The sequence below is a fragment of the Pseudomonas sp. 05N36 genome (genome assembly GCF_056397385.1).
The window spans coordinates 1-1849 of sequence record NZ_JBFTNH010000046.1 but is presented as its reverse complement, the minus strand read 5'-3'; the positions used below and the strand labels follow the sequence as shown (position 1 = coordinate 1849).

Annotated in this window: 2 protein-coding genes and 1 pseudogene; all 3 read left to right on the top strand. The window is 59.9% G+C overall.

Features of this window, described 5'->3' with window-relative positions:
* Window positions 1-123 (top strand): annotated as a pseudogene (locus AC1DIH_RS28065) (NAD(P)(+) transhydrogenase (Re/Si-specific) subunit alpha); the annotation flags it as partial.
* A 15-nt stretch (window positions 124-138) separates the two neighbouring features.
* Window positions 139-462, top strand: a complete 324-nt coding sequence (locus tag AC1DIH_RS28060; RefSeq protein WP_003187010.1) for an NAD(P) transhydrogenase subunit alpha part 2 — start codon at window positions 139-141, stop codon at window positions 460-462.
* Window positions 462-1849 (top strand): NAD(P)(+) transhydrogenase (Re/Si-specific) subunit beta (locus AC1DIH_RS28055; protein ID WP_477774075.1); only part of this gene is annotated, 1388 nt, incomplete at its 3' end. The genes AC1DIH_RS28060 and AC1DIH_RS28055, both read left to right, overlap by 1 nt.

The following is a 1849-nucleotide window of genomic DNA, read 5'->3' as shown; positions in this document are numbered from 1 at the left end:
CTGCTGGACTTCCTGAAGCTGGTCTTCAACAAGGAAGGTCAGTTCGAAGTGAACCTAGAAGACGACATCGTCGCCGCGTGCCTGATGTGCCGCGACGGCCAAGTCATCCGCAAAAACGCCTAAGCAGGGATTCAGACGATGGAAGAGCTTATCTCCCCCGGTATCTACAACCTGATCATCTTCGTGCTGGCGATTTATGTCGGTTATCACGTGGTCTGGAACGTTACACCCGCACTGCACACCCCGTTGATGGCAGTGACCAACGCCATTTCGGCGATCGTGATCGTCGGCGCCATGCTGGCGGCGGCGCTGACCGTGACACCGCTGGGCAAAACCATGGGCACCCTCGCTGTGGCGCTGGCGGCAGTCAACGTGTTCGGTGGCTTCCTGGTGACCCGCAGAATGCTTGAGATGTTCAAGAAAAAAGCCCCGAAAGCCGTAAAAGAAGAGGCGCCCAAGTAATGAGCATGAACCTTGTCACGACGCTCTACTTGATCGCGTCGATCTGTTTCATCCAGGCCCTTAAGGGCTTGTCACACCCGACCTCGTCGCGACGCGGCAATGTGTACGGGATGCTCGGCATGGCGCTGGCCATCGTCACCACCGTCGGCCTGGTGTTCAAACTTGGCTCCGAGCTGGCCACCGCCGGTATCGGTTACGTSATCGTCGGCCTGCTGATCGGCGGTACTGCCGGTTCGATCATGGCCAAACGCGTTGAAATGACCAAGATGCCGGAACTGGTCGCGTTCATGCACAGCATGATCGGTATGGCAGCGGTGTTCATCGCCATCGCCGCTGTGGTCGAGCCGCAGTCGCTGGGCATCGTCAAGCAGCTGGGCGATTCGATCCCGGCGGGCAACCGTCTGGAGTTGTTCCTGGGCGCGGCCATCGGTGCCATTACCTTCTCYGGTTCGGTCATCGCGTTCGGCAAGCTGTCGGGCAAGTACAAGTTCCGCCTGTTCCAGGGCGCACCGGTACAGTTTGGCGGGCAACATAAAATCAACCTGCTGCTGGGTCTGGCAACATTGGGTCTGGGCATCACCTTCATGATGACCGGTAACCTCGGCGCCTTCGCCCTGATGCTGGCCCTGGCCTTCGTGCTCGGCGTAATGATCATTATCCCAATCGGCGGCGCCGACATGCCGGTGGTGGTGTCGATGCTCAACAGCTATTCCGGCTGGGCTGCGGCGGGTATCGGCTTCTCACTGAACAACTCGATGCTGATCATTGCCGGCTCCCTGGTGGGTTCGTCCGGTGCGATTCTCTCGTACATCATGTGCAAGGCGATGAACCGTTCGTTCTTCAACGTCCTGCTCGGTGGCTTCGGCAACAGYGCAGACGCGGCCGGCCCGGCSGGTTCGAAAGAAGCCCGCCCGGTGAAATCCGGCTCGGCGGACGAYGCCACCTTCCTGCTGACCAACGCCGACACCGTGATCATCGTTCCMGGCTACGGCCTGGCAGTCGCACGGGCGCAGCACGCGCTTAAAGAACTGACCGAGAAGCTGACCCACCGTGGCGTGACCGTGAAGTATGCGATCCACCCCGTAGCCGGTCGGATGCCCGGCCACATGAACGTGCTGCTGGCCGAGGCTGAAGTGCCTTACGACCWGGTGTTCGAGATGGAAGACATCAACTCCGAGTTCGGCCAGGCCGACGTGGTGCTGGTGCTCGGCGCCAACGACGTGGTCAACCCGGCAGCGAAGAACGACCCGAAATCGCCGATTGCCGGCATGCCGATTCTCGAAGCCTTCAAAGCCAAGACCATCATCGTCAACAAACGCTCGATGGCCAGCGGTTATGCCGGCCTGGACAACGAACTGTTCTACCTCGACAAGACCATGATGGTCTT